The organism is Bacillus sp. Brlt_9, from assembly GCF_051948935.1.
Classification (GTDB): domain Bacteria; phylum Bacillota; class Bacilli; order Bacillales; family Bacillaceae_G; genus Bacillus_A.
Genome location: NZ_JAYJLO010000001.1, coordinates 286,790 through 301,329 on the forward strand (window position 1 = coordinate 286,790; position 14,540 = coordinate 301,329).

Consider the following 14,540-nt stretch of genomic DNA (forward strand, 5'->3'; position numbering starts at 1 on the left):
ATGAAAGCCATCTTATATATATGTCATGGAAGTCGTTTGAAAGCAGCTAAAGAAGAAGCGGCTGCGTTTATTACGTCATGCATGAACCGTGTAGAGGCAAGTATTCAAGAAATTTGTTTTTTAGAGTTAGCGAGTCCAACTATTGATGAAGGGTTCCGTACATGTGTGAAGCGTGGTGCTACAGAGATTATTGTTATTCCAGTTTTTTTATTAGCGGCAGGTCATGTGAAAAAAGATATCCCGTTTGAATTGGAGAAGTTAAATAATCAATTTTCGAATGTTAAAGTGACCTATGGTAACCCATTTGGCGTATCAGAAACACTTATAAAATCAGTGTATAACGGTAGTGGTATTGAACAGGAAGATATGAATGAAGTGACGTTACTTCTCGTTGCAAGAGGGAGCAGTGATCCTGAAGTATTAAGAGATATAAACTGGATCGCTTCTTTATTTCAAACGGAAGAAAAGATTAAGAAAGTAGAAGTTTGTTATTTAGCGGCTGCCGAGCCGAAATTTGAGGAGAAGTTAAAGGAAGTTGTAGAACGAAAAGAAAAGAATATCGTTGTGCTGCCTTACTTATTATTTACAGGTTTACTTATGAAGCATATTGAAAAAGAAGTGCTCCAATATGAGCTAGATGAGATAAAAATAAGTCCGTATTTAGGAAAGAATGAAGCGTTTCAGTATATGTTAATTCAGAAAACGAAGAAATTATTGAAGGGAGATCAATATGTATCCACTTACAGTGCGAGTTGAGAAGAAACGTGTTGTTGTCATTGGTGGAGGGAAAGTCGCAGGATTTAAAATCATTCCTTTACTAAAACAAGGTGCAGATATAGTTGTGGTCAGTCCTGAATTGGATGCGAATTTAGTGAAACTTGTAGAAGAAAAGAAAATTCGTTGGTATCAAAGGGAGTATGAAAAAAGTGATATTAATGGTGCTTTTTTAGTTGTAGCAGCAAGTAGTGATGCCATATTGAATGAAAAGGTTGCTGAAGATGCGGCAGAAAATCAGTTGGTAAATGTTATTACGAATCCGGAAAGTGGAAATGTTCATTTTCCGGCGGCATTTCATCGGGGGCTACTTAATATAGCTGTTTCTACCGGAGGAGCGAGTCCGAAACTTGCAAAAAAAATTCGAGATGATATCGCAAATAAATATGACGTGGCGTATGAATCATATCTTGATTTTTTATACGAGGTTAGAATAAAAGTGAAAGAATTACAAATAGAGAAAAAGCAGAGAAATATATTGTTGCAAGAAGTATTAAAGTCGATATATGTTCAAGATGAACAAAAAAGAGAATTGTTTTTACAAGAATTAGAGAGAAGAGTTCATATAGGATAATGAATAAATTGTACTTTACAACTATAAAAATATAATTTATAATCACAAGTAACTTCAATAGATGAAATCGATGAGCAAGAAGAGTATGTATATTTGATACGTTCAGAGAGCTGGGGTAAGGTGTGAGCCCGGTACGATAAAATATACAGAATGGGCTTGCGAGAGGTATGTTGAACATTGTAGTAGGCAACCCGGGTTCCGCCGTTAAAAGGATAGAGTATCGGAGTTTTTCCTGTACTTGAACAAGTGGGATTTATCAATCCAATTGAGGTGGTACCACGGTATTTACATTACATATATCGTCCTCTACATGCATATTTGCGTGTAGGGGACTTTTTTATTTTCTAAAGGAGGTGTGCGAGTATGAAATGAAAGTGTATAATTAATAAAAGTTTAAATATTCAGAAAAGGAGAATTTATGATGAAAGAAACACAGCAATGGACGTCGAAAATAGGCTTTGTACTCGCAGCAGCCGGAGCCGCAGTAGGTCTTGGTGCGATATGGAAATTTCCATATGTTGCAGGTAATGGTGGGGGAGGCGCATTCTTCCTTGTATTTTTACTATTAACTTTATTTATAGGTATGCCGCTTCTTTTAGCTGAATTTGTTATTGGACGTAGTACACAAAAAGAGGCAGTTACAGCGTATAAAGTATTGGTGCCAAATAGCAAGTTATATCCTTGGATTGGTCGTATGGGTGTTGTTACTTGTTTTAGTGTACTATCTTTTTATAGTGTTGTAGGTGGCTGGATTTTACTGTATTTATACTATAGTGTTACAGGAAGCTTCTGGAATGGTGTTGTTGATTATGGACAATTGTTTGGTGAAACGATTTCAAATCCAGTTAGCGCGATTGGAGCACAATTTATCTTTATGCTTTGCACTATTTTTGTTGTAAGTAAAGGTGTAGAGAAAGGGATAGAAAAAGCAAGTAAGTATATGATGCCGCTATTATTTATTTTATTTATTGCGATCATAGTTCGTGCGTTAACACTGGATGGTGCTTTTGCTGGGGTAGAGTTCTTCTTAAAACCAGATTTTTCAAAGCTGACAGCAGATACAATTTTATACGCGATGGGACAATCGTTCTTCTCGTTAACAGTTGGTGCCTCAGTAATGGTAACGTATAGTTCATATCTGAAGAAAGAAGAGCATTTAGCTAAATCAGCAACATCTATTGTAAGTTTAACTGTTTTTATTACAGTACTTGCAGGATTAGCAATCTTCCCGGCGATTTTCGCATTAGGCGTTAAGCCGACTGAAGGACCAGGACTACTGTTTATTGTCCTTCCAGCAGTATTTGCGAAAATACCATTTGGACAATTTTTCTTTATTATGTTTTTAGTTTTATTCTTCTTTGCAACGTTAACATCGGCGATTTCTATGCTTGAAATTGTAGTAGCATCTGTTGCGAAAGATAATGAGAAAAAGCGTCCGTCAGCATCATTATTAATTGGTATTCTTATTTTTGCAGTTGGAATTCCGTCAGCTCTATCGTTTGGAATTATGAGTGATGTGAAGATATTTGGGAAAACGTTCTTTGATTTAGTCGATTTCTCGGTAAGTAACGTATTACTGCCGCTTGGTGTACTAGCCATTTCGCTATTTGTACCAAATAAAATGAGTAAAGAAATGTTAATGAAAGAATTAGAAGTTACGGAAACGAAAGGGAAAACATTATTTAATATTTGGTTCTTCTTACTTCGTTATGTTATTCCAGTAACGGTAATCATTGTATTTTTAAATGCGATAGGCGTATTTAAAATGTTTGCATAATAAAAAGACGGAGATTTCTCCGTCTTTTTATTATGTAGGTGTATTTAATAAGCGATTATAGGCTTTATAAGCTGTGATGACTGCGAGGAATGATCCGATTAAAAATAATGCTGAACCGCCAAATGTAAATAGCCGGCCAATGTGAGTTTCTCTAGCTTCTTCTATTTTTTTGCTGTAATTGTGTATTCATATGATTCACCCCGTAAAATATGGCATTTAGTTGTTGTCTATGTGGAATGCCTATATTGTGTGGAGTGGAAATAAAAAACTCGGTATGCACCGAGTTTTTTTCTATAATCCGATATAAGGAGATGGATCCACTGCGTTTGTCTTGCCGACGTTCCATTCTCCAAGGTGAAGTTCGAAGTGTAAATGCTGTCCGTATGATTGACCAGTGTTCCCCATAAATCCAAGTTGAGTTCCTTGTTTTACAGTTTGTCCATTTGATACAGAACGGCTACTCATATGAGCATATACTGTTGTGTATGTTTTTCCGTTAATACGGTGAGATAAGTACACAACATTTCCATAACTAGAAGATAATTCCGAGCGAATAACAACGCCATCAGCAGCGGCAATAATCGGAACGGTCCCTGAAGCTGCGATATCGATTCCTTTATGGTTATCTATAGAACGCACGCCAAACCCAGAAGTTTTTGATCCAGCTGCTGGTTTAATAAAGCCGCCGATATTTGTATCGTGTGGTGTTGGAGCTGCTTGAGCTTTTTGAGCAGATGTAGTAGCTTGTTTTCGAGCTTCTTCTGCCTTGCGGGCTTCCTCAGCTTTACGAGCTTCTTCTGCGCGTTTTTCTTCTTCAATTGCTTTTTGAACAGCTTGACGCTGATTTTCTAAAATACCTTTAGATTCTTCTAATCCTTCAATCTCTGAATCTACTTTTGCTACTTTCGTATGTAGATCGCTAATAAAGGTTTGCTGCTGTTGCTGATTCGTTTGTAATTCTTGTTGTTTTTGAACTAATTTCTGTTCAGCTTCTTTTAATTCTTGTTCTTTTTTCTCAACAGCCTCTTTTTCTTTCGTTACAGCATTTTGGTCAGTTGTTTGTTTTTTCACAATATCGGTATCGTTGTTTAAAATTAAACTAACAGAGTACATATTATCAACAAGATCAGCGATGTTTGTAGAAGTTGTTAATACCTCTGTAATGATATTGGTACGAGGTTTTTCTTGCATAGATTGCAAACGTTGCTTAATAACTTCTTGGCGTGTATCTATGTTTGTTTGTAGTTGCTCTATATGTTTCTTTTTTTCAGCGATTACTTGTTGTGTTTTACTAATTTCTTTTTTTGTATCGTTTAATTCAGCCTCGTTTTTATTAATAGAAGTAGTTAAATCGTCGATTTTCTTTTGTAATTCTTGAATTTCCTTTTCTATTTGTTCTTTTTCAGCTGATTTATTTTGTAAGTCATTTTGTTTTCCTTCTAATTCAGATTGAATATTAGATAATTTATCTTGATTCGTTTCAGCGTATGCAGGTGATAGTAACGGAGAAACAAAAATTGTTCCTGCTGCTAAAACGCTGAACGCTGCAAATTTCTTTTTCATGGTTGTCTGGCTCCTTTCCCTATGAATGTTATATATCATAAGAAGAAGAGTGTCTATCGTTGTAACCATAATGTAAAGAAAATTTTATGAAATTGCTAAGTTTTGTCGGAATTTATCATCTTTCGACGATAAATTTCACTGTCGATGCATTTTTTATATTTGTGTAACAAGGATGTATTTTTAGTTTTTTTGTTGTAAAATAAAGGGAAAAGTGAGTTTATTTTATGTAGTGAAATATTAGTTAGGAATCCAATAAAACACTGGTGAGGAATCGTTCTCATGTTAGGTTTTCTGACATGGGTTTTATTTTTGTCAAGAAAATTATTTGCGTCCGGGCAAACTTATTTTGTTGTCAGATTTAATTTTTTGATTTATGATTTTTAACAGGGACAAAATGTAGTGAATTGTCGAATAATATGTAATACTCTTAATTTCGAGTTTTATAGAGATAGAATGAGAGATAGAGTGACACATCGAAGAGGGGGTTACAACAAATATGAAAAGAATAGGACTTGCATGGCAAATATTAATTGGTCTTGCGCTAGGTATTGCAGTTGGGGCGATTTTCTTTGGCAATCCGGCAGTGGTGAGTTATTTACAACCAATTGGTGATATTTTTATCCGATTAATTAAAATGATCGTTGTACCGATTGTTGTAGCAAGTATTGTTGTTGGGGTTGCTGGTGTTGGCGATGTAAAAAAATTAGGCCGACTAGGCGGAAAAACAATTATTTACTTTGAAATAATTACAACAATTGCAATTATTGTCGGTCTATTAATTGCGAATATTTTCCAACCAGGAAAAGGCGTAAATATGGAGCAGTTAACAAAGACAGATATTTCGAAATATACACATACGACAGAGCAAGTGCAAAGTCATTCATTTGCAGATACATTTGTAAATATTGTTCCAACGAACATTGTGAAGTCATTAGCTGACGGAGATATGCTTGCTATTATCTTCTTCTCTGTATTATTTGGTTTAGGTGTAGCAGCAATTGGGGAAAGAGGAAGACCGGTTCTTCAATTTTTCCAAGGTGTAGCTGATGCAATGTTTTACGTAACGAACCAAGTTATGAAATTTGCACCATTTGGTGTATTCGCATTAATTGGTGTTACAGTATCTACATTCGGTTTAGCTTCATTAATTCCGTTAGGGAAATTACTAATTGTAGTATACGGGGCAATGATTTTCTTCGTTGTAGTTGTATTGGGACTTACAGCGAAAATATTTGGAATTAACATTTTCCAATTCTTTAAAATTTTAAAAGACGAACTGATCTTAGCGTATTCAACAGCAAGTTCAGAAACAGTTTTACCGAAAATTATGGAGAAAATGGAAAAGTTCGGTTGTCCGAAAGCAATTACATCTTTCGTTATTCCGACAGGTTATTCATTTAACTTAGATGGATCAACTTTATATCAAGCAATTGCGGCTATTTTCTTAGCGCAAATGTACGGTATTGATTTATCTATTACACAACAAATTACATTATTACTTGTATTAATGGTTACATCAAAAGGTATCGCGGGTGTACCGGGCGTATCATTCGTTGTATTATTAGCGACACTTGGTACAGTAGGTATTCCAGCTGAAGGTTTAGCCTTCATCGCCGGTATTGACCGTATTTTAGATATGGCTCGTACAGCAGTTAACGTTGTAGGTAACTCTTTAGCAGCTGTAGTTATGTCTAAGTGGGAAGGTCAGTATGATGCTGAAAAAGGACAAGCTTATTTGGAAGAGATTTCTAATAAACAAGCAGCTTAAATTATAATTTGAACAAGCTCTCACATAATATGTGGGGGCTTTTCTATATAGAAGGGGAGCGGACGTAATGAAACGTAAATATGGTGACGGTTCTTCGTGGAAGCGACTAATAGAGAAAGATTATACGGTTAAGCAAATAGAAGAGGGAATGCTAGGAATACTGGAAATAAAAAAGGTTAGCGAACCTAGTTATAAAGAATATGATGGGAAAGAACTTTGTATTGCAGGGGATCAGTATACGTGGATTCAATATTTCATAAACGGGAAAAACTTTGCGATTACAGCCATGTTAGATGATCAAAAAGAATTAGTGCAATATTATATCGATGTGGCGAAAGAATATAAAATTGATGACCGTGGTTTACCGTATTTTGATGATTTATATTTAGATGTAGTGTTATTACCGAACGGTAAGATGTATGTACTAGATGAAGATGAGTTAGAGGATGCCTATAAAAGTGGCGATGTTACAAAAGAAGAGTATGATTTAGCTTGGTGCACTACGAAATGGATAATAGCTGCAATAAACAATAGTGAATTTTATTGGATTTCAATATTGGAAGAAGAAATCAAAAAGTTAAAATGATTATTGTATTCAAATTTTTGCATAATTACCAAAAAAATCTATACAAAAAATAATTGACTTTTGTTTTGTAAGCGAGTAAAGTTAGGGAAGAAATTATTATTAAAAAATAAATATGAAACCTTCTTATAAAGAGAGGCGGAGGGACTGGCCCTACGATGCCTCGGCAGCGGACTCGATTTCAGAGTGCTGTGCCAAATCCAGCAAGCATGTGCTTGAAAGATGAGAAGAGCGTTTCTTATAGATGTATAAGACCTCTTCTCGTTGGAAGAGGTCTTTTGTTGTTCAGTAGAAAAGGTTTAAAACTAGGGAGAGATGATACTTTGAAAGAAACGAGAGGAAATGGTTTAGCTTTATTACCGCTTGGAATATTTTTGGCACTATTTATTGGTTCTGGAATTATTACAGGTGATTTCTATAAATTGCCGATACTTATAGCGATTTCAATTGCTGTAGGAGTCGCTTTAGCAATGAATCGTAAAGAAAGCTTTAATGTAAAAGTGGAACGATTTGCTAAAGGTGCAGGGAATCCAGATATTATGATTATGGTTTTAATTTTTGTACTGGCAGGAGCGTTCTCTGAAACAGCAAAAGGGATGGGCGGCGTTGATTCTACAGTTAACTTAGCGTTATCAATTTTACCGCAAGGATTTATCGTAGCTGGAATTTTTGTTATAGGGGCATTTATTTCATTAGCGATGGGAACTTCAATGGGAACAATTGCTGCATTAGCACCAATTGCTGTAGGTATTAGTGGGCAAACTGATATCTCAATTGCACTTACGATGGCGACAGTTGTTGGCGGGGCAATGTTTGGTGATAATTTATCATTTATTTCAGATACAACAATTGCAGCTGTACGCTCGCAAGGAACAGAAATGAAAGATAAGTTTAAAACGAACTTTTTAATTGTATTACCTGCAGCTATTATTACAATTGTACTATTAGTAATCATTACTTTAGGAAGCGACACGCAGATTAAAGCGCATAGCTTTGACTGGATAAAGATTTTACCGTATGCAGGAGTACTTATTACAGCGCTACTAGGTTGGAATGTACTTATTGTGTTAACTGGTGGAACTGTACTATCCGGCGTTATCGGTCTTTTAGATGGTAGCTACACGTTAGAGAGTTTCTTTAAAAGTGTAACGACTGGAATGGGCGGTATGATGGAGTTAGTATTACTTGCTATTTTAATTGGTGGTATGGTCGAACTGATTCAATATAATGGTGGTATTCAATATTTAATGAATATTTTAACTCGTAACATTCGTTCAAAAAAAGGAGCGGAGTTCGGTATTGCTGGTTTAGTAGGTATGACGAATATGTGTACAGCGAATAATACGATTTCTATTATCTTTACAGGTCCGCTTGCGAAAAACATTGCAGACCAATATGAAATTGATCCTCGTAAATCAGCGAGTGTATTAGATCTTTTCTCATGTTGTGTGCAAGGATTAATTCCGTATGGTGCGCAAATGTTAACTGCAGCAGGATTTGCAGCGTTATCTCCGATTGAATTGTTACCATATGCATTTTATCCGATTTTAGTTGGAGTATGTGGAATCATTTCTATATTAATTGGTTTCCCGAGGTTTTCTAAAGTAGCGGGAAAGAAAGAGTATCATAAAACAGCATAAGTAAAATGAAGTTTATGAATAGTAACGAAAGCCGTACAGAGAATGTTCTCTGTACGGCTTTTTATGTGCGATAAAAGAGTGAAACATCCTATCCTACCGTATGTTTTTACAAAAGGCTGAATGCAACTCGGTCTTAAGTCTGAGTCGAAAACGGTTCTTAAGCTCGTTATGGAAAAATGAAAAAATAGTTAAGATAAGAGTATCAAATCGAAGGGAGGCAAGCACAAGATGAAACAATTTCTAGCGTTTATCGCGGCCGGTATTTTGGCTTTAATTGCTCTTGGTAGTCTTGCTGGTATTGTAGGATTCGCAATCGGAGCAGGAGTTGTGTACTGGAGCTATAAATCATTTGTGCGAGCACAATCATTTTTTGGAAAGTTAGCTTGGGGTATTGTTGGTTTAATCGGTTTATCCATTGCACTTTCGCACTCCCCAGCATTAATCGGTATCGCAGCATTAGTAGTTTTATACTACGGATACCGTGAGTGGAAAAAAGAAAAAAATGTAGTTGTTGATTCTGCACCAGAAAGTTCTAAACCATATAGCAACTTTGAAGATGAGTGGAACAAGTTAATGAAAAACTAATGAAAAACTAATAAAAATCAAATTTATAAGGTAGAAGAGAGGAAGATTATAATGAAACAATCTTTATTCGGACGTGTACGCGATGCAATTTTAGCAGATTTTCATAATGTGTTAGATGAGAAAGAAAGAAAAAATCCAATAGCGATGTTAAATCAATATTTACGCGATAGTGAGCGTGAAATAACAAAAATTGAAAAGTTAATTGAGCGCCATAAAACATTAAAATCAAATTTTGCTCGTGAGCTTGAGCAAGCACGTTATTTCGTTAATAAAAGATCAAAGCAAGCTATCATTGCTCAAGAAGCAGGCGAATTACAACTACATGAGCGTGCGTTAGAAGAAGTAGCGTATTATGAAGGGCAAGTAACTCGATTAGAAGAAATGTATGCAGGTGTTGTAGAGCAAATTGATGAGTTGGAGCGTCGTCTTTCTGAGATGAAAAATAAATTAAAAGAAATGCACGCGAAACGTATGGAATTAATGGCACGTGAAAATATGGCACATGCAAATCGTCGTATGAATACTGCTATGCATAAAATGGATGAGAATAATCCGTTCTTACGCTTTGAAGAAATTGAAGATCATATCCGCGACTTAGAAACTCGTATGAATGAGGAGCATGAACGTGATACATTTGATATGAAGATTGCAAAGCTTGAGCGTGAAATGAAGGAAAAGAATGATGTATCGTTAACGAAAGAGTTAACAAAATAATAGTAGTATATTATAAAACAGGCTTATGATATAGTGATAGGAGAAAAGGTGTTGGAAAGCAATGCCTTTTCTTCTATGTATATGTGACAAGAAGGGGGGAGCTGAAATGAAGAAACATTTTTCAAAAACACAATTAATGGGGATGCTCCTCATCATATTTGGATTCGGTCTTTTTCTTGATATGATACTTGGACATTTTGAACCAGGTGGTCTCATTTTTGCATTTATTATGCTTATGTTTGGAAGGCATTATCGTAAAAAGAATCGTTATGTACGGGGAAATGTATTTTTATTTGTTGGTGGTATCGTATTTTTATTCTTCTTATTCTCATCAGCAGCATTTGTTCTTGTCGTATTCGCTTGTTTAGCTTTAATTGGTTATCAATTGATTCAACAAGGACATAAGCAAAAGGAAATGAAGATTGAAATTAAAGAAAAAGGGATTATAGACGAAGAGAAGCAAATATATCGTACAGAAACATATTTGAAAAATATGTTTGTCGGTAATGTACGAATGATGGATCATATTTATGAACTTGAGGATATTAATGTTCAATATGGTGCTTGTGATGTGGAAATAGATTTAACAACTGCTATGATTCCAGAAGGAGAAACGGTAATTGTTATTCGGGGTGTCGTTGGTAATATTCGTTTATATGTGCCATATGATATTGAACTGTCTTTAAATCATTCTGTTATTGTCGGACGGGTGCTCTTGCCAGGACATGAGGAGACAGGGTTTAACCGTAATGTTACATTTAGAACAGAGCAGTATAAAGAGGCTCCTCGTCGTATTAAAATTATTTCTTCGCTTGTCGTAGGCGATACGGAAGTGAGGAAAGTATAATGAAGAAACAAAAAAATATTTCGTGGATGTATATTCGTTATTCTATGTTGTCCTCTGTTAGTATCGCACTCATTTGTACAATTGTATATGTATGGAAGAGCGAGCAACAAGTGTATGATTTATTATGGAAAGAATCCATCGCTTCTGTTCCAATTGGCTTGTTTATTATGACTACAAGTTTACTTATCGGGGGAATTGTAGGATATGCAATTGGTTACTATATAGAGCAGCGTATACAAGGATTAAATACGTTTTTATTTGAAGTAGAGCGAGGGAATTTTCCAAGCGATGTTTCGTTTACTGCAGATGATGAATTTCATGAAGTGGAACGAAAAGTAATCGTTCTTGCCCGTCGATTAGAGGAGCAAGCTGGACTCTTTCAAAAAGTAACGAATGAACGAGCTCATTGGAATGAAGAGATGAGACAAGAGGCGATTTCCCAGGAAAGGCATCGATTGGCGAGGGAGCTGCATGATTCTGTAAGTCAGCAGCTTTTTGCAATGTCGATGATGATGTCGGCTATTAATGAACAAGTAGCTGCATTTCCAGAAACGACGAAAAAGCAGTTGCAGCTCGTTGAAAATATGGTTGTAAATGCACAATCAGAAATGAGAGCATTGCTTCTTCATTTACGCCCAGTGCAGTTAGAAGGTAAGAAACTAACAGAGGGTATAGAAGAATTATTAACAGAACTGTCTAGAAAGCAACATATGAAAATTGAATGGTTAATTGAACCAATTCAATTAAAAAAAGGTGTAGAAGATCACTTATTCCGTATTGTACAAGAGGCGCTGTCTAATACTTTACGGCATGCGAAGGCAAAGAAAACGGAAGTACGTCTACGCAAAATTGAGCAATATGCAATATTGAAAATTATTGATGATGGTGTCGGTTTTAAAGTAGGGGTTAATAAAGCTGGTTCGTACGGATTAAGATCAATGCAAGAGCGAGTTCATGAAATTGGTGGTACATTAAAAGTGCTTAGTTTTCCAAATAAAGGTACACAAATAGAAGTGAAAGTACCGATTATAATTGAGAGAGGGGGAGAGTCATGATAAAAGTATTACTAGTTGATGATCATGAAATGGTTCGAATGGGTGTATCGGCATATTTATCAACGCAGCCAGATATTGAAGTAGTTGGAGAAGCTGAAAATGGAAGAAAAGGTTCAGAGTTAGCTTTGCAATTAAGACCAGATATTATTTTGATGGACCTTGTCATGGACGAAATGGATGGGGTTGAAGCAACACGCGCAATTATTCAGGAATGGCCAGAAGCGAAAATTGTAGTTGTAACGAGCTTTTTAGATGATGAGAAATTGTATCCTGTTATTGAGGCCGGAGCGACAAGTTATTTATTAAAAACATCAAGAGCGAGTGATATAGCAGACGCTGTACGAGCTACTTATGATGGAGAAACGGTATTAGAGCCAAAAGTTACTGGTAAAATGATGTCTCGTATGCGTCAGAAGAAAGAACAACCTTTGCATGAGGAGTTAACAGAAAGAGAGTCTGAAATTTTGTTATTAATTGCAGAGGGGAAAAGTAATCAAGAGATTGCGGATGAATTATTTATTGCCCTCAAAACAGTAAAGACACATGTGAGTAATATATTAAATAAGCTAAATGTAAGTGACCGGACACAGGCGGTTATTTATGCGTTTAGACATCAATTGACGAAATGATAAAGTGAAACTTTAATCAGTGGGGGGTATCCCACTGATTATTAGTTTGCACCAATTGGGATTCCAAATCTTATTATTGACGCCAATAAATGTAAGCGTTATCATTGAGTTGTTAACAGTACATACAAAGGGGAGAGAGTGTATGTTAGTTCAAACGATATTTGGCATGGATAAGTCTAAAAAATTAGGGGATTATGTGAACGCATTACAAGCGCTTTGTGAACAATATGATGTTGAAACAGATAAAATTGCAATTGTCGAGGCGACAGAAGAGTACTATTTATTTTTAGTGAAACAAGAAGATTGCTACGATGTTGTCAAAGTAGAAACAGTGGATACAAATATCGACTATTATACGAAAGTGTATAAAATAAGCAGTTTTAATCATACTGCCTATCAAATGTAAAAAAACTCCCTTTTGGGAGTTTTTTTAGGATGCTTTTACTTCATGAGATTCGGTTAGTAAGGGCACTTTTTTCGCACCGCTTAGCTTAGCGATTATAAGGCCGATAAGAGCTCCGGCTAATGCTGGTATTAACCAGCCGATTCCTTCCTTATATAAAGGGATGAATTCAAAATATGGTGTGATAAATGAAACTGAAATACCACCTTGTTTTAATCCATCAAATACGCTCACCACTGCTGCTCCAATTAAAGTACCTACATAAACAGAGCGATATCCACCGAAATATTTATGAAGTAACGATAGTAGAACGAGTACAATCGCAATTGGATATACGACAAGTAGAATTGGAACAGAGATAGCAATAATTTTTGTTAAACCTAAGTTGGCAACTAATAATCCTAATGCACAAATGATGCTAGCGAACGTTTTGTATGAAAATGTAGTCAATAATGTTGAGAAATATTGACTACATGCAGATACAAGTCCAACACATGTCGTTAAACAAGCGAGTGTAACGATTAGAGATAATAGAAGCAAACCGTATGGACCGAATAATTGCTGTACGATAACAGTAAGTAATTGTCCGCCATTTTTTGCATATCCGAGAGAGACGCTAGTTGCACCAAGCCAGCCAAGTGCACCATATACAAGTACGAGACCAGTAGCGGCAATAAGTCCTGCTTTCGCTGTTGCGATGGCAATCGATTTACGATCCTTCACACCTTTAGAACGAATGGTATTTACTACGATAATTCCAAATGCAAGCGCAGAAATGGTATCCATCGTTAAGTATCCTTCCATAAAGCCTTTGAAGATTGGAGAAGTTTGATACTCTTGCATTGCGGGTCCTGATTGCCCGAGTGGTGTAAATACACTTTTAACAAATAATAAGAAAATAGAGAGTAATAAAATAGGTGTTAATATACTTCCGATGCGATCGACAAGTTTAGATGGATTTAAACTAAGCCAAAATACGATAGCGAAGAAGATGACCGTGTATAAAAAGAGTGCTAGGTTACTAGAGCGAATTGTTTCTGGTAAGAAAGAACTAACACCCATTTCATAAGCGACATTTGCAACGCGTGGAATTCCCATAGAAGGACCTATTGCGATGTATACAACTACAGTAAAGAAAATTCCGAATAATGGGTGAACATGACTTGCGAGTTGTTGCATACCGTTTCCTGATAAAGAAATTGCAATAACAGTTAATAATGGTAAACCGACTCCTGTTAGTAAAAATCCAATCATTGCCGGCCAAAAGTTTTCACCTGCATTTTGTCCAAGCATGGGAGGGAAAATTAAATTACCTGCCCCAAAAAATAAAGAAAATAGCATAAGACCCGTGAAAAAAATATGTTTTTTTGATACAGTGTTCATCGTTTTTCCTCCTTTTTTTAAATTCATTTGTAAGAACACAAAAAACTCGTCCCTAAAGAAAGGGACGAGTTATATTTACCCGCGATACCACCCTAATTTATACATGTAGAAACGAGTCTATATGTATACGGCTTTACAACGTACAACATGATACGTGTTCCTTGTAACGGGGGACAGCCGGTAAGAACTTACTGTAACATTCGGTTCTACTTCTCGGAGATGATTTTCCGCTACGCACTGAACGT

Annotated in this window: 14 protein-coding genes, 1 riboswitch and 2 other annotated features (1 of these 17 cut by a window edge); of the genes, 12 read left to right on the plus strand and 2 right to left on the minus strand. The window is 35.9% G+C overall.

Annotated elements, in window-relative coordinates; translation table 11 throughout:
• The 3 genes from VF726_RS01570 (at nt 1) to VF726_RS01580 (ending at nt 3,125) form a co-directional block, all read left to right on the plus strand.
• Nucleotides 1-756 carry a sirohydrochlorin chelatase gene (locus VF726_RS01570; protein WP_440165357.1) on the plus strand — a complete coding sequence of 252 codons (756 nt, stop codon included), beginning with the start codon at nt 1-3 and terminating at the stop codon, nt 754-756.
• Nucleotides 731-1,348 carry an NAD(P)-binding protein gene (locus VF726_RS01575; protein WP_440165360.1) on the plus strand — a complete coding sequence of 206 codons (618 nt, stop codon included), beginning with the start codon at nt 731-733 and terminating at the stop codon, nt 1,346-1,348. Before VF726_RS01570 ends, VF726_RS01575 begins: the two co-directional genes overlap by 26 nt.
• A 61-nt stretch (nt 1,349-1,409) precedes the next feature.
• Nucleotides 1,410-1,658: a binding site (T-box leader), on the plus strand.
• Between the two features lie 111 nt (nt 1,659-1,769).
• Nucleotides 1,770-3,125: a sodium-dependent transporter gene (locus VF726_RS01580; RefSeq protein ID WP_142286629.1), complete on the plus strand. Its 1,356-nt coding sequence runs from the start codon at nt 1,770-1,772 to the stop codon at nt 3,123-3,125.
• Nucleotides 3,126-3,416: 291 nt separating this feature from the next.
• On the opposite strand, the gene VF726_RS01585 is transcribed toward VF726_RS01580, so the two are convergent.
• Entirely contained in the window at nt 3,417-4,688 is a 1,272-nt protein-coding gene (locus VF726_RS01585) for a murein hydrolase activator EnvC family protein (protein WP_000726096.1), read from the minus strand.
• 496 nt (nt 4,689-5,184) lie between these two features.
• On the opposite strand from VF726_RS01585, the gene gltP reads away from it, so the two are divergent.
• The 9 genes from gltP (at nt 5,185) to VF726_RS01630 (ending at nt 12,915) form a co-directional block, all read left to right on the plus strand.
• A complete protein-coding gene (gltP, locus tag VF726_RS01590) occupies nt 5,185-6,456 on the plus strand; it encodes a glutamate/aspartate:proton symporter GltP (protein WP_440165362.1) in 1,272 nt (423 codons plus the stop codon).
• Between the two features lie 67 nt (nt 6,457-6,523).
• The gene (locus VF726_RS01595) at nt 6,524-7,042 is read left to right on the plus strand and encodes a DUF402 domain-containing protein (protein WP_440165364.1); all 519 of its coding nucleotides are present in this window, start codon (nt 6,524-6,526) and stop codon (nt 7,040-7,042) included.
• Between the two features lie 120 nt (nt 7,043-7,162).
• Nucleotides 7,163-7,268: riboswitch (SAM riboswitch) on the plus strand.
• Between the two features lie 94 nt (nt 7,269-7,362).
• Nucleotides 7,363-8,679, plus strand: coding sequence for a Na+/H+ antiporter NhaC family protein (locus VF726_RS01600; protein ID WP_440166675.1), 1,317 nt, complete (start codon nt 7,363-7,365; stop codon nt 8,677-8,679).
• A gap of 228 nt (nt 8,680-8,907) precedes the next feature.
• Nucleotides 8,908-9,264, plus strand: coding sequence for a lmo0954 family membrane protein (locus VF726_RS01605; RefSeq protein ID WP_048370510.1), 357 nt, complete (start codon nt 8,908-8,910; stop codon nt 9,262-9,264).
• Between the two features lie 51 nt (nt 9,265-9,315).
• The gene (locus tag VF726_RS01610; protein ID WP_000814127.1) at nt 9,316-9,978 is read left to right on the plus strand and encodes a PspA/IM30 family protein; all 663 of its coding nucleotides are present in this window, start codon (nt 9,316-9,318) and stop codon (nt 9,976-9,978) included.
• 106 nt (nt 9,979-10,084) lie between these two features.
• The gene (liaF, locus tag VF726_RS01615; protein WP_440165367.1) at nt 10,085-10,825 is read left to right on the plus strand and encodes a cell wall-active antibiotics response protein LiaF; all 741 of its coding nucleotides are present in this window, start codon (nt 10,085-10,087) and stop codon (nt 10,823-10,825) included.
• Complete coding sequence (locus VF726_RS01620; RefSeq protein ID WP_440165369.1) at nt 10,825-11,880, plus strand: histidine kinase; 1,056 nt, start codon at nt 10,825-10,827, stop codon at nt 11,878-11,880. Before liaF ends, VF726_RS01620 begins: the two co-directional genes overlap by 1 nt.
• Nucleotides 11,877-12,509 (plus strand): response regulator, encoded by a 633-nt coding sequence (locus tag VF726_RS01625; protein WP_000598709.1) that lies wholly within the window; start codon nt 11,877-11,879, stop codon nt 12,507-12,509. Before VF726_RS01620 ends, VF726_RS01625 begins: the two co-directional genes overlap by 4 nt.
• Nucleotides 12,510-12,576: 67 nt before the next feature.
• The gene (locus tag VF726_RS01630) at nt 12,577-12,915 is read left to right on the plus strand and encodes a DUF3922 domain-containing protein (RefSeq protein WP_440166677.1); all 339 of its coding nucleotides are present in this window, start codon (nt 12,577-12,579) and stop codon (nt 12,913-12,915) included.
• A 24-nt stretch (nt 12,916-12,939) separates the two neighbouring features.
• Here VF726_RS01630 and brnQ3 read toward each other — a convergent pair whose 3' ends face one another.
• Nucleotides 12,940-14,295 (minus strand): branched-chain amino acid transport system II carrier protein BrnQ3, encoded by a 1,356-nt coding sequence (brnQ3, locus tag VF726_RS01635; RefSeq protein WP_440165372.1) that lies wholly within the window; start codon nt 14,293-14,295, stop codon nt 12,940-12,942.
• A gap of 57 nt (nt 14,296-14,352) precedes the next feature.
• Nucleotides 14,353-14,540, minus strand: a binding site (T-box leader) (it continues 70 nt past the right edge of the window).